Below are 22,731 nucleotides of genomic sequence, written 5' to 3' on the forward strand. Positions count from 1 at the left end.
AATGATAGAGTTATTTTATATTAGATCTTTTGATCAAATTAAAATATGATAAGTAGTATCAAAAGAGAAATAATTATAGGCTAATGTGACTAAAATATATTGATACTACTAATAAAAACAATCTTATAAGTTTTTTAAATTAAGAATATCCTATATTTAATATTTTATAGACGATAATTTATTGGGTATTATGTAATTGTCAGTATTGATTATATTTTTAAAATTTTGTTTGCACTTATAATTAAATCATATTTGCATTCAAGGATTAATTAAGGAGAAAAAATATGTTAGTTTATATTGCAGGAAGTGGTGCCATGGGCTGCACTATTGGATATAAGATTAGTAAAAATTCTGACAATGAAGTTATCTTATTAGATTATTGGCAGGATCATATAGATAATATAAATAATAATGGTCTTACTGTAAAGGGAGAATTTGATGATAATATAAAAATTCAAGCCATGAAACCTAGCGAAGCTAGTAAAAAAGCTGATTTAATAGTAGTTATGACAAAGTCTATGTATTTAAAAGATATGATGGAAGCTATATCTCATCTTATAGATGAAAATACTCAAATTCTTTGCTTACTAAATGGCATGGGACATGAAGAAATCTTGAAAAATTATGTAAATTTAAATCAAATTAATATGGGAGTTACCATATGGGCAGCAGCTCTAGAAGAGCCTGGTTCTATTACTATTAGAGATATAGGCACTATAGATGTTCAAAATATAGGTGGTAATGAAGAAGCTGGCAAAAAGGTAGCTGATATATTAAATGAAGGTAAGCTAAATGCACGCTATGATAAAAATGTAATGTATGCTATTTGGAGAAAAGTTATGGTAAATGGAACTATGAATTCTATGACAGCTTTACTAGAGTGTACAGTTGGAGAATTTTTTGCAATAGATGCTCATGAGAGAATAATTGATGAGCTTGTAAAAGAATTTGTAGAAGTAGGCAATGCAGATGGAGTAAACCTTGATAAAAAAGAAATGCTAGATTATATACGCGAAACATCAAAAGCAGCTAAAGATCATTACCCATCTATGTATCAAGATTTAGTAGAAAGAAATAGAAAAACAGAAATAGACTTTATTAATGGAGCGGTAGTTAATAAGGGTAAAACTCATAATATAGCTACTCCATATAATGAAATAATAACTCAGTTAGTTCATGCAAAAGAAGAACTAAATGATGCAAAATAATATCTAAAAAAAGGACTAAGATAAATTCTTAGTCCCTTTTTACCTTTTTAGATATTAATAGTTATGGAGGTCTACTAATCTATTTATTATCTTTCTTTTCTATAGAAGCTTGTGCTGCAGCAAGTTTTGCTATAGGAATTCTAAATGGAGAACAAGATGTATAATCAAGTCCTACATTATACAGATATTTTACTGTATTTGGCTCTCCACCATGTTCGCCACATATACCTAGGTGAAGATCAGATTTAGCAGCACGTCCTTTTTCTACTGCTGTTTCTATTAAGAAACCTACACCTTTTTGATCAAGAACTTGGAAAGGATCTTTTTCAAATAAGTCTTTATCTAGATATAATGGTAAGAACTTACCTGCATCATCTCTTGAAAGACCAAAAGTCATTTGTGTTAAGTCATTAGTACCAAAACTAAAGAAATCTGTGATTTCTGCAATCTCATCTGCTGTAATAGCAGCTCTTGGGATTTCTATCATTGTCCCAACAAGATATTTTATTTCTGTATTCTTTTCTTCAAATACTTTCTTTATCTCATCATTTACTTCATCTATTACATACTTTAGTTCTTTTACATCACTGGAAAGTGGGATCATAATTTCTGGAATAACTTTATTTCCATCTTCATGACAATGTATGGCAGCTTGAATTATAGCACGAGCTTGCATTCTTGATATTTCTGGATAAGCAATACCAAGTCTTAATCCTCTAAAACCGAGCATAGGGTTCACTTCTTCAAGTTCCTCAATTCTTTCGTGAATACGAGCAGGTTCTATGGATAAATCAAGTGCTAAGTCCCTAATTGCTTCTTCTTCTCTTGGTAAGAATTCATGAAGTGGTGGGTCAAGAAGTCTAACTGTTACTGGTCTTTCTCCCATTAGAGAATAAATTTGATAGAAGTCATCTTCTTGCATAGGAAGAATTTTATCTAGAGCTTGTTTTCTAGTTTTAACGTCACTTGCTAGAATCATTTTTCTAACTTGGAAGATTCTATCTTCCTTAAAGAACATATGCTCTGTTCTACATAAACCGATACCTTCAGCACCAAACTCTAAAGCTTGTTTTACATCTCTTGGTGTATCTGCATTTGTTCTAATCTTCATATCCCTAAATTCATCTACCCAGCTCATAAATTCTCCGAAGTTTCCTTCAAGTTGAGGAGATTGAGTTTCTAGATTTCCTATATAGATGGCTCCAGTAGATCCATCAATGGATATTGTATCATCTTTTCCATAAACTTCTTTGCCTATTCTTAGAGTTTCTTCATCTTCATCTACATGAATTTCAGAAGCACCTGATACACAGCATTTACCCATACCACGAGCTACTACTGCCGCATGGCTTGTCATGCCGCCACGAGCTGTAAGTATACCTTTTGCTTTAACCATACCTTCAAGATCTTCTGGAGAAGTTTCTTCACGAACTAATATTACACTTTCTCCACTATCTGCTCTTAATGCAGCATCTTTTGCAGAAAATGCAATCTTACCTACAGCAGCTCCTGGAGAAGCAGCTAGACCTTTTGTAGCAGCTTCATTATTATCTAATTCTTCTTTAGTAAATGTAGGGTGGAGAAGACCATCTAAGTCTTTTGGATTTATACGAAGTACAGCCTCTTTTTTATCAATAAGACCTTCATCTACCATATTAACAGCTATTTCAACTGCAGCTTGAGCAGTTCTTTTACCATTTCTTGTTTGTAATAAGAATAACTTTCCTTCTTGGATGGTAAATTCCATATCTTGAACATCATGATAGTGATCTTCAAGTTTTTTGGCAGTTTTTGCAAATTCATCAAAAACTTCTGGCATAGAATTTTTTAGAGTATGTATTTCTTGTGGAGTTCTAACACCAGCAACAACATCTTCCCCTTGAGCATTTAATAAAAATTCACCAAATAGCTTGTTTTCACCTGTTGCAGGGTTTCTAGAGAATGCCACTCCTGTACCAGAAGTATCTCCCATATTACCAAATACCATGGTTTGAACGTTTACTGCTGTTCCCATAGTATCATCAATATCATTTAATTTTCTATAGAGTACAGCTCTTTCATTCCCCCAAGATCTAAAAACGGCAGCTACGGCTAAATCTAGTTGCTTGCGAGGATCTTGTGGAAAATCTTCTCCCTTTAACTCTTTATATTTATCTTTATATTCTTCAACTAATTCTTTCAAATCTTCAGCTGTAAGATCTGTATCAAGTTCTACACCTCTATCATTTTTCTTTGAAGTTAAAAGATTCTCAAAATTATTTTTATTTAGTTCCATAGCTACATCTGCAAACATTTGTATAAAACGTCTGTAAGAATCGTAGGCAAATCTTTCATTGTCTGTTTTTTTAGCAAGACCTATAACTGCATCATCATTTAAACCTAGGTTTAAGATAGTATCCATCATACCTGGCATAGAAATAGGCGCGCCAGATCTAACAGATACAAGAAGAGGATCGTCTGTAGATCCAAAAGTTTTTCCATTTTCTTCTTCTAAGATTTTAATATGATTACTAATTTCCTTGTTAAGCTCATCCCATAGCTTTCTATCTTCGTCAAAAAATCTTGTGCAAGCCTCTGTTGTAACTGTAAAGCCATAAGGTACACGAATACCCAATGTTGTCATTTCAGCTAAGTTTGCGCCCTTACCACCTAGGAGAGCACGCATATCTTTGTTACCTTCGTTAAAGCCATAAACGTATTTATAAGCCATTTTTTCCTCCTCTCAATTTGGAATGTTTTCGATTTTACTAATGATATATTCAGAAGTTTCTTCAATTGATTTATTTGTTACATCTATTATCATGCAATCTAAATCTTCCATAATTTCTTTGGCATATTTAAGCTCATCTTCAATATGATTGATATCACAGTACTTGGAATTTTTTGGTAAATTAATAGACTCTAGTCTTTGTTCTCTGATTTTTTGTAGTCTCGTTTTATCCATAGTAAGACCAAAAATTTTTCTAGAATCAATTTCAAAAAGTTCTCTGGGTACAACAGATTCTCTAAGCAAAGGAACATTGGAAACTTTATAGCCAATACTTGCTAGATAGACAGATAAAGGTGTTTTTGATGATCGAGAAACTCCTATTATACATATGTCACAATATTCTAGACCCTTAAAATCTCTACCATCATCATAGCGGATAGCAAAATCTAGAGCATCCAATCTTTTATAGTGATGGATTACCTTATAGTCATCCTCAAGTTCAATATCCAATGGATCCATTCCTAAAAACTTGCTAATTCTATTAAGAGAATAGCTAGCATAATCGATGGTAAGGATATTATAATCTTCACTAAATGTCTTTAAGTTTTTATTGTGACTTATATCGTTAAGAGAATTGAAAATTATTTTTGATCCTTCATCATTTTTGATTTCATTAAAAACTTCATTTAAATTTTCAGGGGAGCTAATATTTGTAAAAGACTTTTCGTCATAACCTACTTCAAACTTTTCCATTGTACTTTTTGCTAAGTGGCTAATGCCTAGTCCATCAGCATCTGAAATAATATATACAAATAAGTTCATAATCCCTCCTCTTAACTTTAAACTTATTATATCACTATTTTGATTTTATGAAAATATTTTCATATATATTTTGTATAGATAGATCTTTCTATATTGTTTGTTTATAAACAAACAAATAATATTGTTGAATTCCAAAGGATATTATATAAAAATGTTTTCATGATTTTATTTGTTTTTGACAATTTTATTGATTATAATATAATATATTCGATATAAGAAATATTAAAAGAGGAGTAAAAGGTAAGTATTTTAAGAGAGAAGATGGTTGGTGTAAATCTTTATTATAAGCTTTTGAAGGTTGCTTTTATTTATATTTCGTGTGGTACGCATTAGTACGAAAGAGAGTCTTTTTATAAAAGAAATTTAGGTGGTAACGCGATAACTCGTCCTAGAGCTATTGCTTTGCCACCTTTTTTAGTAAAGGAGAAAATATGGATACAAAATATAATCCTAGTGAATTTGAAAATGAAATATACAAAAAATGGGAAGATGGTGGTTACTTTCATGCAGATGTAATTAAGGATAAGAAGCCTTTTACAATAGTTATGCCTCCGCCCAATGTTACTGGACAATTGCACTTAGGGCATGCATTAAATAATACTATTCAAGATATTATTATTCGCTATAAGAGGATGGCAGGTTTTGAAGCTTTATGGATACCAGGTACTGATCATGCATCAATTTCTACAGAAGCTAAAGTAGTAAATAAGATTAGAAGTCAAGGCCATACTAAAAAAGAATTGGGGCGTGAAAAGTTTTTAGAAGAAGCATGGGCTTGGACTGATGAATATGGTGGAACTATAAAAAAACAATTAAGAACTATAGGCGTATCTTGTGATTGGGATGCTGATAGTTTCACTATGGATGAAAATTTGACAAGGGCAGTAAAGCATGTATTTAAGAAGATGTATGATGATGGTTTGATCTATCAAGGTGATAGGATTATAAACTGGGATCCTGAAGCAGAGACTGCTATATCAGATGCAGAAGTTTACCATGTAGAAAAAGAAGGCAACTTGTGGTATATCAAATACTTCTTTGAAGATAGCGACGAATACATTACTATAGCTACTACTCGTCCAGAAACTATGTTTGGTGACTTAGCAGTAGCAGTTAATCCAGAAGATCCAAGATTTAAAGATAAAATCGGTGAAAATCTAGTATTACCTATAATAGGGAGAAAAATCCCTTTAATAGAAGACTCCTATGTGGATATGGAATATGGTACAGGTTGTGTAAAAATAACTCCAAGCCATGATCCTAATGACTTTGAAGTAGGTGCTCGCCATAATCTAGGCCAATGTATTGTTATTGACAGTAAGGCTCATGTAGTAGAAGGCTATGGAAAATATTCTGGTTTAGATAGATATGAAGCTCGTAAACTTCTTGTTGAACAATTAGAAGATGAAGGATATCTAGAAAAAATAGAGACTTTAACCCATGCTGTTGGTTATAGTGAAAGAACAAATGTAGTTATAGAGCCACTTATATCTAAACAATGGTTTGTGAAGATGGATCGTTTAGCGCAGCTTGCTATAGATGCTTATAGGTCAGAAGAATTAGAATTGATTCCAGATTCTTTAGGAAAAACTTATATGAACTGGCTAAATAATATTAGAGATTGGACTATATCACGTCAATTATGGTGGGGACACAGACTACCAGTTTATTATACAGATGATGGGGAGATAATTGTTTCTGAGGAAGACCCAGATGAAGAAGGAAAACTCAATGGAGTACATGTGACTCAAGAAGAAGATACACTTGATACATGGTTTTCATCAGCACTATGGCCATTTGCAACATTAGGTTGGCCAATAGAAAATGAAAAATTAGACTATTTCTTCCCAACCGATATTCTAGTAACTGGATATGACATAATATTTTTCTGGGTTATAAGAATGGTGTTTGCATCTATTTATACTACAGGTAAGCTTCCTTTTAATCACGTACTATTTACAGGACTTATCCGTGATCCACAAGGTAGAAAGATGAGTAAGTCTTTAGGAAATGGTGTAGATCCTATAGATGTAGTTAATCAATATGGGGCAGATGCACTTAGATTTACTTTAATAACAGGAAATAGCCCAGGAAATGATATGCGATATGATGAAAATAGAATAATAGCAAGTCGTAATTTTGCCAATAAACTATGGAATGCTACTAGATTTGTTCTTATGAATATAGACGAAGATGATGACTTAGTATTTGACGATAATACAGAGTTGGCTTTAGAAGATAAATGGATATTAAAAAGATTAAATAATGTAATAGAAGAAGTTAGCAGAAATCTAGAAAAATATGAGATAGGTCTTGCTGCAAGTAGAATAGAAAATTTTATATGGGAGGAATACTGCGATTGGTATATAGAATTTGCTAAACTTCGTTTAAATGGTGATGACGAAAAAGAAAAATCTGATGTTAAAAAAGTGTTGCTTTATGTATTAAACAAGATGATAGCTTTGCTACATCCGTTTATGCCGTTTATAACAGAGGAAATATACAGCTCTTTACCTGATAAAAAGGATATGCTTATAGTGGAAAAGTGGCCAAGATTTAGAGAAGAATTTGAATTTGCTAGCGAAGAATCCACAGTAAATTCAGCTATAGAAGCTATAACAGCTATAAGGAATCAAAGAGCTACTTTAAATGTAGGTGCTAAGAAAAAACAAGATTTAATTATTTTAGCAGAAAATCAAGAATATAAAGATTTATTAGATGGCTTAAAAGGTCAATTTGTAAATCTTGCTAATTCCAATGAAGTAAATGTTTACCTTAAAGATGAATATACTGGAAATAAAGAAAATTTAGTAAATCTTGTATTTAACGAATTTAGTGTTCTAATGAGTCTAGATGATCTTATGGATTATGAGCAAGAACGCAAAAGACTTAAGGACGAAATAAAAAGACTTGAAGGAGAGATTAAAAGAGCTAGTGGTAAGTTAAATAATGAAAACTTTGTAAGCAAGGCTCCAGAATCTGTTGTGAATAAAGAACGTGAAAAACTAGATAACTATAAAGATCTATTAGAAAAAACTCAATATTCTTTAGATGAAATTAAGGATAAGTAATGTACGAAGATTTTTCTTATATATATGATAAATTAAGCTTTGACTTAGCATATGATAGATATGCAAAGAATATCCTAGATCTTTGTGATAAAAATAATATTGATAGAAAAAATATGCTAGAGCTTGCCGCGGGCTCTGGCATGCTTACTAGATTTTTCTTTGATGAATTTGAGAGTATAGATGCCTTAGACCTATCTACCGATATGTTAAATGTATTTGCCAATAATTATAATCCAAATAATGTAAATTTGATTTATTATGATATGGTAGAATTTGAAAATCCGGGAGCTTACGATTTGATAGTCATACTTTTAGACTCTATAAATTATGTTACAAACCCAAAGGATTTAGAGAAGTTATTTGCTAATTGCTATAAAAATCTTAAGCTAGGTGGACTTTTAGTATTTGATATTAATTCAGAATATAAGATGAGAGAAATCTTTGGATCCAATTGTTATGTATATGAATATGAAGATATATTCTATACATGGGATAACTTCATGGAAGATGATCTTGTTGATATGCATCTTAATTTTTTCATAGAAGATGAAGATGGAAAGTACAATAGAATATATGAATATCAACAAGAAAGAGTTTATGAAAGATATTTTATAAAAGATTTGGTAGAAAAAGTTGGTTTTTCTGATATAGAAGTATTTGACGAGGATAGTATGGGAAATGTTAAAGATGATACTCTGAGGATATTATACCAAGCAGTGAGGAAAGAAAGATGAAAGGATTCGTAAAATTTTTTGATAATAAGAAAGGTTATGGATTTATAGAGTCGGATAGTGGAGAAGACTATTTTGTTCACTATACAAATATTATTTCTGATGATGAATATAAGAAACTTAATAATGGAGATAGGGTGGTCTTTGAAAGAGAAGATGCACCGAGAGGTCTATCAGCTGTAGAAGTTAAGAAAGATGAGGGAATATGATGACTCCTTGGGTTGTAACAATCTTACTTATAGTTTTATTTATCCCACAATTATATTATTTAAAAAAGACTAATGATTATAAATCCATAAGAAATGGGAGTAAATTCTTTGTAAGAAATTCACGTGATCTAGAGGATCACACAGAAGTTTACCTAACTAATACTGATGGGCATGATATATTTGTAAGGATCTATGAAGCTGATAATCCTAAAGCTATTGTCCAAATCGTACATGGTATGGCTGAGCATTCATACAATTATTTAAACTTTATTAAATATCTGGTAGCTAGTGGATATACAGTAGTTGCTCACGATCATAGAGGGCATGGTAAGAGTATTTCAGAAAAGTATCCTAATGGTTATATGAGTTTATCAGAAGAGCTGGTTGATGATACTTATGCAGTAAATACCTTTATGAGACAAACTCATCCAGGACTTAAGGTATGTATGATAGGTCACTCTATGGGATCAATGATTGCTCGTATGTATGTACAAAGCTATGATGATACTATAGAAAAGTTAGTTCTATCTGGAACGGTGGAACGCAGTAATATAGCTGGAGTTGGATTATTCTTTGCAAATATAATTTCATTTTTTTCAAGAGGTTATCAACCTAGCATAATGACTCCATTACTACCTGGTGGAGAAGATGATGATACTTGGATTTCATATAATATGGATAATGTTATAGAAAAAAGAAATGATCCAATGAGAATAAAAACATTTTTAGAAAGATATGTAGCCGTAATAATCGATCTTAATAAAAAGATGGCAAAAGTATCTAGATATAATACGTATAACCCGAATCTATCTATACTTTCAGTAACGGGTGAAGATGATATTGTAACAGGCTCAACTAAGGGTTTAGAATCTACCTTTGAAATATTAGAAAAAGCTGGATACAGTCATATAGAAAATATAGTATATCCTCATATGAAACATGAAATACTAAATGAAAAAGAAAATGAGATTGTTTATAACGACATTTTAGATTTTCTTGACGAGTAAATAAAGCTCCCAAATGGAGCTTTATTTTTCTAACTTATAATCATATAATTCAACTCCAGGAGCTATAATAATATCTGAAAATCCTTCGTACATAAGCATGGTAGCAGCAAATTCGCTCCTATTATTGGTTCTACAATGGATTACCAAAGGCTTATCTAAAGGTATCTCATCTTTTCTTTTAATTACTTCATCATATGGGATATGGATAGCGTTTTTTATATGACCATTATCAAACTCTTCTTTAGTTCTTACATCTAATACATTAAAGTATTCTAAATTTTCTTCTAAATCTTTACCTTCAATTTGCTTAAAATACATAATAATCTCCTTAGGACTATTATACTTCTTAAAAACTAATTATAGGTTTTTAGACTGTATTTAAAATTTAAAGATATAAACTGTATTTTATTTTCTAATTATATTATAAAAAATATCTGCAAACTATTAGCTGAGTTAAGGACAATTTTTGTAAATGTTATATCAAGATATGTACCTATGATACATTGACTTTAATTATTTTTTAGTTTACACTGATAAATATTCTAAGGAGGAATTAAATGGAATATTTAAAATTGATTGGTATTCTGATAATAGTATTAGGTTTTATTTTTAAACTAAATATAGTATTTACTGTTATATTATCAGGATTCATAACAGCTCTAGTAGCGGGAATTCCTTTTACTGAATTTCTAGAGATACTAGGCGAAAATTTTGTAAAACAGAGGATAGTTACTATATTTATAATAACTTTGCCAGTAATAGGACTATCGGAGCAGTTTGGCTTAAAGCAATCTGCGGAAAAGATTGTTAAAAAGCGTAAGAATTTATCATCAGGGGCACTTTTAAGTGTTTATCTTTTATTTAGAGAGTTGGCTGGTTTTTTGGCAATGAGAATATATGGTTTGGTACAATTTGTAAGACCAATTATTTATCCGATGACAGAAGCAGCGGTTGAAAAACAAAATGGTCAAGTAACAGATGAACAAAAAGAAAAATTAAAAGCACGCGCAACAGCTATGGAAAATTTTGGTAATTTCTTTGCTCAAAATACTTTTATAGGTGCTGGAGGTGTGTTGATTATAGTAGGACAAATGGAAACTTTAGGGTATCCTGTTACAAATGCTGATATAGCTTCAAAATCATTACCTATAGCTTTAATATGTCTAATCTTAGGTATTATTAAAAATATCATTGATGATAAAAAGATGAAAGGAGCTAAGTAATGACATTTTTTGGTATGCCAGCTAAAGAATTTTTTGATGGATTCTTAGAATTTATATATATACTGATTGGATTACAATTTTTCTATACGGCATATAGGGTAGCAAAAGCTAATGACAATGAAAAGAAAGTTACTACTGTTATTTTTTGGATAATATTAGGAATTTTATTTGCCTTTGGTAAATGGATACCTTATGTAGTATCTGGAGTACTAGTGGTTATTATTGGAATATTATCTTTAGTAAATGGAATAGTTGTAAAAGGATCTATAGAAAATGACAAATCTACTGAAGTAGAAGGTTCGAATAAACTGGGGAATAAAATATTTATCCCAGTTATTGTGATGGCAGTTCTTGCTATTATAATTGCAAAATTAATACCAGAATCTAGTGCATCAGTATTAGGTTTTACTGCTATAGTGGCCATAATAATCGCTATGATAATGACTAAATCAAGCTTTTCTAGCATGATGAAACAATCTGATAGAATGGTTCAACAGGTTGGATCTGTAGCTATATTACCACAACTATTAGCTGCTTTAGGTGCGATTTTTACAGCAGCAGGTGTAGGTGATGTTATTGCTTCAATAATAGGAGGTATGATACCAACTGTAAATCCATGGACAGGTTCCATTGCTTATATACTTGGTATGGTAATATTTACTGCTATAATGGGAAATGCCTATGCAGCATTTACGGTTATAACTGCAGGAATTGGGGTACCATTTGTAATAGCCCAAGGAGCAGATCCTGCAATATCAGCTGCACTTGCTATGACAGCTGGTTATTGTGGAACACTTTTGACACCTATGGCTGGAAATTTCAATATATTACCAGTTGGTATATTAGAAATGAAGGATAAAAACGGAGTTTTAAAAGAACAAGCTCTATTTTCTATTGTTATGGTAATAGCGCATATATTATTAATGAGATTTTGGGCTTTTTAGAATTAACTATATAAAGGAGAAAATAAATGAAAATACTTGTAACAGGGTTTGACCCATTTGAAGGAGAACCTACTAATCCAGCAATTGAATCAGTAAAAAGAATTGATAATGAGATTGAAGGGGCAGAGATTATAAAACTAGAAATACCAACAGTATTTCAAAAATCAGCAGATGTTGTAGAAGCAAAGATTAGAGAAATAAATCCAGACGTTGTTCTTTCAGTAGGACAAGCTGGTGGAAGATACGGCATAACAGTAGAAAGAGTTGCGATAAATCAAGATGATGCGAGAATAGAAGATAATGAAGGTAACCAACCAATAGATACGGCAATAAGAGAAGATGGAGCTCCTGCATACTTTGCAACACTACCGATAAAAGCTATGGTAGAAGAAATAAAAAAAGAAAATATCCCAGCAAGCATATCAAATACAGCTGGTACTTTTGTATGCAATCACATAATGTATCAAGATTTATATTTGGCTGAAAAATATGGAAATATAAGAGCAGGTTTTATTCATGTACCTTATTTGACAGAACAGGTTGTAGATAAAAAAGATACAGCATCTATGAGTCTTGAAGATATTGTAAGAGGATTAAACGCAGCAATAAGAGCTATTGTAAAATACAGTGATAAAGAAGATTTAAACGTGACAGGTGGTGCAACCCATTAAATTAATGAGACCCTTAGGGGTCTTTTTTATTACAATAAATAAAATTGGGTATAATGGATAAAACAAATATTAGGAGGAAATTATGGATAATAAAGAAAAGGTAACATATCAAACAGATACAACGTCAAGAGATGATTTGGATCAAGAAGACTTTGTAAATAATAAAGTAGTTGAAGAAGAAAGATTAAGACTTAGAGAAGAAGAAAAAAGAGCAAATGAAGTACCTATGAGCAATGGGGAAAATTGTGGCATAGTAGAATTTGAAGGCAAAAGAATCAACACATGTAAAGGGGAAAAGATTGTTGAAGATGGATATAAGAATCCAGATAAAAATGATAATTAACTTATGTATAGATTTATAAATAAAATTATTTAAATAGGACCTTTATAGATTATTTTAAATTCTATAAAGGTTTTTTCTTTAAAGTATGTATTATTTTTAAAAATATAGTTACTGAGTGTTATAATTATTTTAATATATATGTAATTTAAGGAGTATTCATGAAATATATTAAAAAAATAATTTTTATTTTCTTTTCGTTTTTATTTTTTATATCAAATGCTTATGCTAAGGAAGATATAAGTAATAAAAAATACTTAAGTGAGGATTACAACCAAGTTCAAATGGCAAAGCTTATATTTGGAGGAGATGTATTGCCTCACTTGAACTTTGATAAATATGCCTATAGCTATGGTAATGGTAATTATAACTATGACAGAAATTTTGAAATGTTAGAAGAATTTACATCTGATTCTGATCTATTTATAGTAAATTGTGAATTTACATCAAATCCTAATTACAAGCCATCAGGTTATCCAACCTTTAATTCTGATAAAAATATATATAGATCTCTCAAAAACATTGGAGTAGATGTTATAACTACAGCTAATAATCATGCTTTAGATACAGGCATTGATGGTTTGGATACAACAATAGAGGCTATGAATAGTTATGGAATTGACAATTGTGGCACCAGAATCGATCCATATAGGAAATATTTAATAAAAGATATCAATGGTATTAGGGTAGGAATTCTTGCTTATACAGAGCAAATTAACGGCTTAGAATATCTATTAAACACTAAGGATAAAAAAATAAGATAGATATGATTGATCCTATACTTATAATGGATGACATACAAAAAATAAGAAAAGCTGGTGCGGATTTTGTGGTGGTTTATCCTCATTGGGGTGTAGAGTACTCCTCATATCCAGAAAGTTGGCAAATAAATTTAGCTCATGCCATGATTGATTGGGGAGCAGATATGGTTATAGGAAATCACCCTCATGTTATTCAACCTCGCGAAGAATACATTAGTCAGGATGGTAGGAAAGGAATGATTTATTATTCTTTAGGAAATTTAGTTTCAAATCAAAATCATAAGTATTTTAATAATGATTATAGACCAGAACAAGGTCTACTAGTAGAAACTATTATTTATAAGAGTCCTAAGGATAAAGCTTGTAAAATATTAAATACTTCTTACCATAATATATGGACAGAGTCATTATATGATGAGTACGGATTATTAAATAGAACTTATCTTACTGAAGAATTTACAGGTAAAACTAAAAAATATAAAAATACAGAGGATAATATTAATTATATGGATTTAACAAATAATATGAATTATGATATAATGCATACTTTTATAAAATAGGGCACAAAAAATGGATGAGAAATTCTCATCCATTTTTTTGAATAATATAAAAATTACTTATTTTCGTTTTCTACTGTATCAGCAGCGTCATCTGCTTCGTCAGCAGCATCGTCAGCTTTGTCAGCAGCGTCATCTGCTTTGTCAGCAGCATCATCAGCTTTATCTTCTGTTGTATCAGTAGTTTCTTCTGGTTCAGTTACTGTTGTGTCTTTTGTATCTTCAGTTTCAGCTGGTTCAGTTACTTTTGTATCTTCTTTAGTATCTTCTGTTTTTTTGTCAGCATTGTTTCCACATCCTGCAAATGCGAATGTTCCTGCTAATGCTAATGCGATTAATTTTTTATTCATTATAATACTCTCCTTTTATTCCTTAATCGGGATCTATTATAGTCTTAGTTAAGTAATATGTCAAATATGCTTATGATTAATATTAATGATTTAGTATATATTAATTATTTTTTTGTTGGAAAGTACACAATAATTTAGTTTGTAAGTAATAAGTAAGGGTAGTAGATATTAATGAAAAGAGGTGGAGTTATGGAAAAATTTTTAGAAAATTTACCTATCAATAACATTAAAGATATAAGATTAGCAAATGGCGGAGATGTTAATGTTGCTTATAAAATATATACAGATGATCAAATATATTTTATGCTAGTTCAAGAAAACTCTAATGAAAATTTTTACTATGGAGAGATAGAAGGATTAAAATTATTTGAAAAAATTGGGATTCCAGCACCGAGAGTAATAGCGAATGGTTATGTAGATAATGATAGTTACCTAGTGTTATCTTTCCTAGAGGAAGCTAAAAATGGATCTCAAAGCAAACTTGCACAAGTAGTAGCAAGGCTACATAGATATTATAGCAAAAATGATAAGTTTGGTTTTGATTATCCTCATAATGGTTCTGACACTCAATTTTCTAATGAATGGACAGATACATGGAGTGATCTTTTTATAAATCAAAGGATGAATAAGTTAACTCAACAATTAATAGATTTAGGCTATTGGGATAGTAGCTCTTTGGATAGATATAAGAAGGTTAGAGCTATTATAATTGCTGAGCTGTCCAATCATAAATCAGAAGCTTCTCTACTTCACGGAGATTTATGGGCAGGTAATTATATGTTCCTAGAAGATGGTACTCCTGCTTTATTTGACCCAAGTCCATTTTATGGCGATAGAGAGTTTGATATAGGTGTTAGCAGTGTTTTTGGTGGTTTTTCTGATGAATTTTATAATGAATATGATGAAATTTATCCACTAGATGAAGGTTATGAGCTAAGACTAGAATTTTATAGATTATATCTTTTGATGGTGCACCAAGTAAAATTTGGTAATACTTACGAAAGATCAGTAAATCAGAGTATAGATTTTATATTAAATCATTAGAAGAATACTGATTCTAATGTAGAATACTTTGATTATTATGGAATTTACGAGATTTATGAAACTATAATTGTTAATAAGAATAACAATATCATTTATGGAAGAATTTATTATGATAAATAAAGATAGCTTCAGTAAGTCTTAATACAATGAATCAGTATATATATCACAGAAATTTCATATACAAAAACTGCTGGATAAGCTAATTAAGTCTTTATACAGCAGTTTTTTTCTAAGCATTTTTATTAATGCCGAAGTATAATGTAGTATAAATATAATTTGGAGGTTAATATGGAATTTGATGACATTATAAAGTTAATAAATGATTTAACGAGTGATTTATCAGATATAAAGAAAAGACCTCCTATAAAGAGAAAAGTTGATAAAGATTCTACCAAAGGCGTAATAGATATTAGCTTTGATGATAAAGTAGATATTCCTAAAGAAAAATTTGATGGAAAACCTGTTATTAAAGATTATAAGTATTGGATTTTAAAATTAGATAGACACTATAAATCACAGGCTATGAAAGTTAACCAATTAAATGTAGCTAGTCTAAAAATGTATGCTCATCTTTGTGATAGCTTAGAAGAATGTTTCAATAAAAAGTATACTACAGTAGCAAGGGAATCTTCCAAGCTAAGGAGAGAGGGCGTTAATTATGATATATATTATAGTATTTATTTAATTGCAGAAGCCCAAGTATTGAATTTTTATAACCCATTATCTAATAAAGATCCAATTAAGTCTTATAATTTTTTAAAAAGTCATTTTGGCAATGAGCTGGTTAAATTAATACAAAAAAGAGTTCTCGAGTTAAGTAAAGGATTAAAAGATCCTGATATTAAAACAAGGGAGTATTTTGACTTAACGGATAATAATAAAGTATCCATGTGGTGGGATCCAAAAGGAATATTGAGAGAAAAATATGATTTTTCTAAAAAAGAAGAGTTAGCTATTAACCAAATATCCAAAAGAAACAATGTTCTTTGGAAAAATCAATATATAATAGATATTTTGTTGGATATGTACTTAGCAACTGTTAAGCAAATATTTAATAATAAAGATCTTGATGGAGAAAAGCTTTTAAATATTGTAAGTCCTTATCAAAGTTCAAAGATTATCTTAGATAGTATATTTTTAATTAGTGAATCTAATGTAAGGGATAAATTTGCGTTTTTGACTAATATAAATACTCAAAAATCTATTGATGTTATAAAAGATTTTGATAATGGAAAAATGTACGACTTTATTGAAAACTATCAGGAGGATTATTTAGATAACATTGATAAAGAAAAAATTTCTAGAGCCTATGATTTATATTTTAAGAAAAACCATAATAAAACTAAAGACTTTATAAGATATGTTGAAACACTTTCTGATAGTGAAAAAATTAAAGTCTTGTATGAACACGAAAATGATGAAAATTTTAAGAAAATTCTTATAGAATTACTTAAAAAAGATGATGAAATATTAGCCTTATATTTTTTATATAAGAAAAAAATAAATAGAGGAAATCATGATAAGATTTTATTTGGGGTAATTAAGGAAGAAAATTATGATGAATTCTTACGACTTATTAACAAAAATGAATTAACTTTAGACTTAATAGCGAAGATAAAAAATCTAAATAAAGCTAAGACAAAAAAAATAAAAGTTGATAATAAAAAGATTGATATATCAAGAGCTAACTTAAATAAGACAGTTATTATGGTAAATGAATTCTTTGAAATAGATGAAGATAATGATTTATTTGAAAAAGAAGAAAATGTAGAAAAATGTAGTCGTAATACTTATAATCATATATTAAAAGATATTTTAAGTAAGGGATATATTAAAAAAGATCAACTTAGTTGTCTAGCTAAAAATGATAGCATGACTCTTAATACTTACTTAGGAAAAATAAATGAAAGCTTATACGATTATATTGGTGATCAAACATTAGTAATAGAAAATGATAAGGTCATTATAGACGACTTTTATGTAGATATGATAAAGGAGTATGTAAGTGGCGATCAGGATTAATCCAAAAGAAGCATCGGTAATAATAAATTCTTTAGAAGCTGGTGTAGTACCCAATATGGGTGTGCAACATTTGCTTGTTGGTAGGAATAGAGAAGTAGAAGAAGTTATAAAAATACTAGATAGTGTAGCTGATGGTAGATCAGATATAAGATTCTGGGTAGGTGATTTTGGTTCTGGCAAAAGTTTTATGTTAGCGACAATAGAACAAATTTCCATTCAAAAAAATTTTGTAGTATCAACTCTAGATCTCAATCCTTCTAGAAGATTTTATGCAAATGATAGAAAAGTAGTAGCTTTATATACAGAAATTATAGATAATATAAAAACAAAAACTGTAAAAACAGGGAATGCTTTAGATACTATTGTAGAAGAATGGTTAAATGATGTATTTAGTATAGTAGCAGATAAGAATAATGTTGAAATATCTGAAATAATAGGAGGTAACTATAAAAAAGAAGTTTCTAATGAAATATTAAATACAATAGGAAATTTTTCTGCTGTAGGCCTATCTTTTGAATTTGGAGAAGCTATAGTTAAATTTTATGAAGGATTAATAGAAGATAATAGAATACTCCGTGCCAATGCTATAAGATGGCTTAGGGGAGATATAACTACTAAAACAGAGTCTAAAAAACTTCTTGGGATAAATAAAATAATCAATGATGATAACTGGTTTGATGCTTTAAAAAATATGAGCGAATTATTTTTAGGTATAAGTTATAGTGGATTTGTAGTTAATTTTGACGAGGCAGTAAATTTATATAAGTTACCTAAATCTGTTACTCGTGAAAGAAATTATGAGAGAATTTTAAATATCTATAATGAATGCAAATCTAATATAGCTAAGGGTTTATTTATAAATTTTGGTGCAACAAGGAAGACTATATTTGATGAGAATCGTGGTTTATCATCTTACGGAGCTCTAAAAGGCAGACTTGGTAGTGAAGAAAGTATGGATAATAAGCTAATTAACACGAACAGGACAGTACTGGGGCTAAAAGCCTTAACTAATGAGGAAATATACACACTTTTAGAAAACTTAGTAAATATCTATAATGTAAATTATAAAGAATCTATATCTATAAGCGAGAATGAGATAATAACTTACATGGAGGGTCAGCTTAATAGACCAGGAGCTGATGAATTTTTAACACCACGTGCCGTTATTAAGGATTTTATAGAAATACTTGATCTAAAAAGACAAAATCCTAATAATGAAATTATGGATATTTTAACTATGAGATTTAAAGATATTCTTACTATTAGCAAAGATCCAGATGATTTAGATGATGAGATAGAGATAATATGACAGATGCCTATAGCTTATTAAATAGAGAGTTAAGATTTTATATACATGAAAAAGGCTGGCCTTCACTTACAAGAATACAAAATGCTTCTATAAAAGCATTTTTTACAAATGAAAATAACTTGATTTTATCAGCAGCTACAGCTCAAGGAAAAACTGAAGCTGCCTTTTTGCCTGCAATAAGCAAGATTAAAAGCTGGGAGAAAGGAATCAAAATAATATACATATCTCCACTTATTGCTCTTATTAATGATCAGTTTAAGAGAATAAGTGATATGTGCTTTGATATGGATATACCAATAACTTCTTGGCATGGAGAAGCAAGTAAGTCAAAAAAAGATAAGCTTATTGCTAATCCAAGAGGGATAGTTTTAATAACACCTGAATCAATTGAAGCCCTTTTATCAGATAAATCAGAAATTGCTAGTAAACTTTTCAGCGAAGTCAACTATATAATAGTAGATGAAATTCACAGCTTTTTAATAGGGAATAGAGGCTTACAACTTAGGTCTTTATTAGAAAGAATATTAAGATATACATACAATCCACCAAGGATGATTGGACTTTCTGCAACTATTGGAGAAGAAAATTACAATCTTTCAAAAAAGTTTTTTAATAATGGAAGAGATACCAATATTTTGGTTGATAAGTCAGCAAATGATTTAGAAATTACATTAGATTTTTTTGAATCCGATAATATTTCAAATGACGTTATATATAAGATTTACGAATATGCAGAAGAAGGACCAATGATAGTATTTCCAAATGCTCGTGAAAGAGTAGAGGCTATTGCTGTAGGTCTAGGGAAAATAGCAAAAGAAAAAAATAGCAATTTAAAAATATTTGCTCATCATTCATCTGTAAGCAAAAATCGTAGACAAGAAATAGAAGAATTTGCCAAAGAAGCAAGAAATGAAAATTTTGTAATAACTGCAACCTCTACATTAGAACTTGGAATAGATATAGGTGCTGTACATTCAGTAATCCAATATGGAGCAGCTAATTCTGTACTATCTCTTGCGCAAAGACTTGGTAGAAGCGGAAGAAAAACGGGTAAAAGTATATTTCATCAAATATGCTCCTCTTCTTGGGATCTTCTTCAATCTATTGCAACAATTAGTCTTTATGAGGAAAAATTACTAGATAAGCTAGATGAAACAGTAAAAGCTTATGATGTATTTGCTCATCAAGTCTTATCTACACTTTTAGAAAACTATGGGTTAGCAAAAGAGGAATATTATTATCTTAATAAAACTTTGTCAAGCTTTTCCGATATAAGTGATGATGAGTTTAAAGATATTACCAATTATATGCTTGAGAAAGGGTACATAGAAATCCTAGAAACCGAAGTTATCACAGGTATTAATATAGAAAAATTAATGAGAATAGGCTCTTTTTATAATCAGTTTGTTAGTAATCAAGTTTATACAGTATACAATGGAAAAGGCAAAATTGGAGAGCTCGATATTAGACCTGATATACAAGTAGATGCTCATATATACTTAGCAGGATTAGTTTGGAAGATAGATAAATTGTATACAGATCAAAAGAAAATCATTGTAAGTAAAGCTAACGACGGGAAAGCTCCTAAATTCTTCTCGGCAGGAGATGTAGATGTTAGCACTATAATTAGAGATCGCATGAAATATATCTTGGAAAATCCCAATGATTTTAAATTTAATAGTAATGTAGATTCAACAATAGAAGAATTATCAAGTGAATATACAGAGGAGGATTACACCTTTGTGATAAAAGAAAATTTAGTCGGTCTTATAACTTTTAAAAATAGCAAGATAAATAGAAGTCTTGCTTTGATGTTGAATGTAGCAAGTGAAACAACTAACTATATTGCAAATGAGAGGGAGGGCATAATTTATGGTCCAGATACTACAAAGTATTTTGATGAAATTAGAATAAATCCTATAAGTGAAAAAAAAATATTTGAATTCCTAAAAAAACGAGAAGCCTACTTAGAAAACTTTTTGATATCTTACAAATATATGATATTAGTACCATTAGAATTAAGAATAAAATACCTTATTAATAATTTACTAGATATACATGGAGCTTATGAATATTTAGGAATAAGCGAGGAAGAAATTAGTTTTTAATAATATAAATACGTAAGCACTAGGATTTTTATATTATTAATACAATAATATGGTAAAATAAAACTAATAAGGAAATATATTATTATGAAAAAATTTCTATATATTATTAGTTTATTAATACTTACATCGTGTGCAAAACCCATAAAAGAAGGTGGAGTGCCACCTATAACCACCGAATCTCGTGATAAATTGGTTGATGAAAATAGTGTTTCTATAAATGAAGAAAAAAGTAAAAATCCGGTTTTAAAACAACCATCATTTAAACCTATAGAACTTAATTATGAAATTATAAAACCTGGATTTTTAATAAAAGAAAGATTTGATGATTTAGAAACTCAAGATAAGTATGCTGTTATGATGGTTGAATACTTTGATAAAGAGAATAAAACTTTTTATGTTAGCGAAATAATAAATGATGCTCTTAATGATCCTAGAGTGAAACTTGAAGATGATTTTGATGATAAAATGGATTTCATAACAGATTTATTTTTGCTAAGTCCTTTTTATTCTAGGGGTGATACGGAGGCTTATATTTATTATAATTATTTTTTTAATGAAGATACATTTAAACTAATTCCGAGACTTAAGATAGAAGAGAATACTAAGACATATTTAACTGCTGCTGAGCAGAACTTAGTCAAAAAGCAGATAGATGTCTTAGTTAATTATGCAAATGAGAATTACTATACACAATATGACAAAGCATATTATTTTGCCCAGTGGCTGGCTGAAAATAATGAATATCAGTTTGAATCCAGTGAGGATGATCTTATTGAAAATAATATGTATGGAGCTTTGGTCAAAGGTAAATCTCAATGTTCTGGCTTTGCTCAAAGTTTTGCTATTCTATGTCAAAGAGTTGGTATACCTGCTTATTCCGTAACAGGTAACACAAAGGTTGAGTCTAGACCAGAAGGATATTCAGGAGAGCATCAGCGGAATGTGATAAAACTGAATAATAGATGGACTTATGTTGATGTAACCGGAATGGTAGCCAATGGGCGACAATATTATTTTCATTATTTTGATAGATCAAAAAGAGAATTCGTAGATTACTATATTAGTAGATTTTTTAACGATATAGAAAAATACATTAGGTAACCCTTTATCTTTTTATCAAATATTATAAAATTTAACTGGAGGTATAAATGGGTTTTGATATTATAAACAAAGATATTACTGATTTATCTGTAGATGCTATCGTAAATGCAGCTAATACAACTCTTCAAATGGGTGGAGGAGTCTGTGGTGCGATTTTTCGTAAAGCTGGTGCCAATAGCCTACAAGAAGAATGTAATAAATTAGCTCCAATAAAAACTAGCCAAGCTGTCATAACAAAATCTTATAATTTAAAAGCAAAGTATATAATTCATACAGCAGGTCCTATATATGATCCATCTAAACCTAAGCAATCAGAGAAATTACTGAGAAATTCATATATAAATTCATTAAATTTAGCTAAAGAATACAATTTAAAATCTATAGCATTTCCCTTGATATCAGCAGGTATATATGGGTATCCATATAAAGAGGCTATAAGAATTTCAAAGGAGTGTATTAATGAATTTTTAGCTACTAATGATATAGATATCTATTTAACAATTATAGATGAAGAAATGTTCGATTTAGTAGTTAATAATTAAA

At 29.9% G+C, this 22,731-nt stretch carries 21 protein-coding genes; 17 read left to right on the plus strand and 4 right to left on the minus strand.

Annotated features, from left to right (window positions below; genetic code table 11):
* Positions 1 to 284 precede the first annotated feature (284 nt).
* Positions 285 to 1,208, plus strand: a complete 924-nt coding sequence (locus J2Z39_RS02580; RefSeq protein WP_117520958.1) for a 2-dehydropantoate 2-reductase — start codon at positions 285 to 287, stop codon at positions 1,206 to 1,208.
* A 79-nt stretch (positions 1,209 to 1,287) separates the two neighbouring features.
* On the opposite strand, the gene ppdK is transcribed toward J2Z39_RS02580, so the two are convergent.
* Together ppdK and J2Z39_RS02590 are read right to left on the minus strand one after the other, a co-directional pair.
* Positions 1,288 to 3,918, minus strand: coding sequence for a pyruvate, phosphate dikinase (gene ppdK, locus J2Z39_RS02585; RefSeq protein ID WP_209813640.1), 2,631 nt, complete (start codon positions 3,916 to 3,918; stop codon positions 1,288 to 1,290).
* A 12-nt stretch (positions 3,919 to 3,930) separates the two neighbouring features.
* Positions 3,931 to 4,740, minus strand: a complete 810-nt coding sequence (locus tag J2Z39_RS02590; RefSeq protein WP_117520962.1) for a pyruvate, water dikinase regulatory protein — start codon at positions 4,738 to 4,740, stop codon at positions 3,931 to 3,933.
* Positions 4,741 to 5,171: 431 nt separating this feature from the next.
* Here J2Z39_RS02590 and J2Z39_RS02595 point away from each other — a divergent pair, with 431 nt between their 5' ends.
* The 4 genes from J2Z39_RS02595 to J2Z39_RS02610 are packed head-to-tail and all read left to right on the plus strand — an operon-like array spanning position 5,172 to position 9,758.
* Entirely contained in the window at positions 5,172 to 7,811 is a 2,640-nt protein-coding gene (locus tag J2Z39_RS02595; RefSeq protein ID WP_209813642.1) for a valine--tRNA ligase, read from the plus strand.
* A complete protein-coding gene (locus J2Z39_RS02600) occupies positions 7,811 to 8,545 on the plus strand; it encodes a class I SAM-dependent DNA methyltransferase (RefSeq protein WP_117520966.1) in 735 nt (244 codons plus the stop codon). Before J2Z39_RS02595 ends, J2Z39_RS02600 begins: the two co-directional genes overlap by 1 nt.
* Complete coding sequence (locus J2Z39_RS02605) at positions 8,542 to 8,751, plus strand: cold-shock protein (RefSeq protein WP_117520968.1); 210 nt, start codon at positions 8,542 to 8,544, stop codon at positions 8,749 to 8,751. Before J2Z39_RS02600 ends, J2Z39_RS02605 begins: the two co-directional genes overlap by 4 nt.
* Entirely contained in the window at positions 8,748 to 9,758 is a 1,011-nt protein-coding gene (locus J2Z39_RS02610; protein ID WP_117520970.1) for an alpha/beta fold hydrolase, read from the plus strand. Before J2Z39_RS02605 ends, J2Z39_RS02610 begins: the two co-directional genes overlap by 4 nt.
* Positions 9,759 to 9,779: 21 nt before the next feature.
* Here J2Z39_RS02610 and J2Z39_RS02615 read toward each other — a convergent pair whose 3' ends face one another.
* A complete protein-coding gene (locus J2Z39_RS02615; RefSeq protein WP_209813645.1) occupies positions 9,780 to 10,076 on the minus strand; it encodes a rhodanese-like domain-containing protein in 297 nt (98 codons plus the stop codon).
* A gap of 239 nt (positions 10,077 to 10,315) precedes the next feature.
* Between J2Z39_RS02615 and J2Z39_RS02620 the strand changes: the two genes are divergently transcribed.
* The 6 genes from J2Z39_RS02620 (at position 10,316) to J2Z39_RS08585 (ending at position 14,257) form a co-directional block, all read left to right on the plus strand.
* Entirely contained in the window at positions 10,316 to 10,981 is a 666-nt protein-coding gene (locus J2Z39_RS02620) for a DUF969 domain-containing protein (protein WP_209813647.1), read from the plus strand.
* Entirely contained in the window at positions 10,981 to 11,925 is a 945-nt protein-coding gene (locus J2Z39_RS02625) for a DUF979 domain-containing protein (RefSeq protein WP_245325671.1), read from the plus strand. The genes J2Z39_RS02620 and J2Z39_RS02625 overlap by 1 nt, the downstream gene beginning before the upstream one ends.
* 26 nt (positions 11,926 to 11,951) lie before the next feature.
* The gene (gene pcp, locus J2Z39_RS02630) at positions 11,952 to 12,596 is read left to right on the plus strand and encodes a pyroglutamyl-peptidase I (protein WP_209813649.1); all 645 of its coding nucleotides are present in this window, start codon (positions 11,952 to 11,954) and stop codon (positions 12,594 to 12,596) included.
* Positions 12,597 to 12,678: 82 nt separating this feature from the next.
* Entirely contained in the window at positions 12,679 to 12,939 is a 261-nt protein-coding gene (locus J2Z39_RS02635; protein ID WP_245325672.1) for a hypothetical protein, read from the plus strand.
* Positions 12,940 to 13,097: 158 nt separating this feature from the next.
* Complete coding sequence (locus J2Z39_RS08580) at positions 13,098 to 13,700, plus strand: CapA family protein (RefSeq protein ID WP_209813651.1); 603 nt, start codon at positions 13,098 to 13,100, stop codon at positions 13,698 to 13,700.
* Positions 13,701 to 13,702: 2 nt separating this feature from the next.
* Entirely contained in the window at positions 13,703 to 14,257 is a 555-nt protein-coding gene (locus J2Z39_RS08585; RefSeq protein WP_209813653.1) for a CapA family protein, read from the plus strand.
* Positions 14,258 to 14,310: 53 nt separating this feature from the next.
* Here J2Z39_RS08585 and J2Z39_RS02650 read toward each other — a convergent pair whose 3' ends face one another.
* Positions 14,311 to 14,604, minus strand: coding sequence for a hypothetical protein (locus J2Z39_RS02650; RefSeq protein WP_117520979.1), 294 nt, complete (start codon positions 14,602 to 14,604; stop codon positions 14,311 to 14,313).
* Positions 14,605 to 14,793: 189 nt separating this feature from the next.
* Here J2Z39_RS02650 and J2Z39_RS02655 point away from each other — a divergent pair, with 189 nt between their 5' ends.
* From J2Z39_RS02655 to J2Z39_RS02680, 6 genes are all read left to right on the plus strand, one after another.
* Positions 14,794 to 15,648 (plus strand): fructosamine kinase family protein, encoded by an 855-nt coding sequence (locus J2Z39_RS02655; protein WP_117520981.1) that lies wholly within the window; start codon positions 14,794 to 14,796, stop codon positions 15,646 to 15,648.
* Between the two features lie 288 nt (positions 15,649 to 15,936).
* Entirely contained in the window at positions 15,937 to 17,670 is a 1,734-nt protein-coding gene (locus tag J2Z39_RS02660) for a tellurite resistance TerB C-terminal domain-containing protein (RefSeq protein ID WP_209813655.1), read from the plus strand.
* Positions 17,654 to 18,979 (plus strand): ATP-binding protein, encoded by a 1,326-nt coding sequence (locus J2Z39_RS02665; RefSeq protein ID WP_342589588.1) that lies wholly within the window; start codon positions 17,654 to 17,656, stop codon positions 18,977 to 18,979. Before J2Z39_RS02660 ends, J2Z39_RS02665 begins: the two co-directional genes overlap by 17 nt.
* Positions 18,976 to 21,087: a DEAD/DEAH box helicase gene (locus J2Z39_RS02670; protein WP_209813656.1), complete on the plus strand. Its 2,112-nt coding sequence runs from the start codon at positions 18,976 to 18,978 to the stop codon at positions 21,085 to 21,087. Before J2Z39_RS02665 ends, J2Z39_RS02670 begins: the two co-directional genes overlap by 4 nt.
* A gap of 84 nt (positions 21,088 to 21,171) precedes the next feature.
* Positions 21,172 to 22,188, plus strand: a complete 1,017-nt coding sequence (locus J2Z39_RS02675) for a transglutaminase domain-containing protein (RefSeq protein WP_209813659.1) — start codon at positions 21,172 to 21,174, stop codon at positions 22,186 to 22,188.
* A gap of 47 nt (positions 22,189 to 22,235) precedes the next feature.
* Positions 22,236 to 22,730 (plus strand): macro domain-containing protein, encoded by a 495-nt coding sequence (locus tag J2Z39_RS02680; protein ID WP_209813660.1) that lies wholly within the window; start codon positions 22,236 to 22,238, stop codon positions 22,728 to 22,730.
* Position 22,731 lies beyond the last annotated feature (1 nt).

Origin of the sequence: Anaerococcus nagyae (genome assembly GCF_017874535.1) — a bacterium.
Classification (GTDB): domain Bacteria; phylum Bacillota; class Clostridia; order Tissierellales; family Peptoniphilaceae; genus Anaerococcus; species Anaerococcus nagyae.